Consider the following 395-nt stretch of genomic DNA (forward strand, 5'->3'; position numbering starts at 1 on the left):
AGTTCCGCGCCGGTCTCCTCGTTGAGGTAGCGCAGCAGACCGAAGCCGAGGCCCTTGTCGGGCACGGCCAGCAGCTGCTCCTTGACCGCCTTGATCACACCGCCCGCGGCCGGACCGCCCGCGAACGCCTCGTCCAGATCGAAGCCGGCCGTCTCCAGGCGCACCGGGAACATGCTGGTGAACCAGCCCACCGTGCTGGAAAGGTCCGCACCCGGCACGACCTCCTGCTCACGGCCGTGGCCTTCCAGCTTGATCAGCGTGGAGGACTCCTCGATACCCCGTCCGCGGCGCCACTTCGCCACCGCCATGGCCAGCGCGGCCAGCAGGCCGTCGTTGACTCCGCCGTGGAACGCGGCCGGAACCCGCGTCAGCAGCGCCTCCGTCACCGCGACGGG

1 protein-coding gene is annotated in these 395 nt (G+C 70.9%); it reads right to left on the reverse strand.

The window, feature by feature from the left end; genetic code table 11:
* The coding region (locus KUF83_RS17090; protein WP_217455559.1) for a condensation domain-containing protein at positions 1-395 on the reverse strand (395 nt) is incomplete at both ends.

Origin of the sequence: Streptomyces sp. BV286 (assembly GCF_019090165.1) — a bacterium.
Lineage (GTDB): Bacteria > Actinomycetota > Actinomycetes > Streptomycetales > Streptomycetaceae > Streptomyces.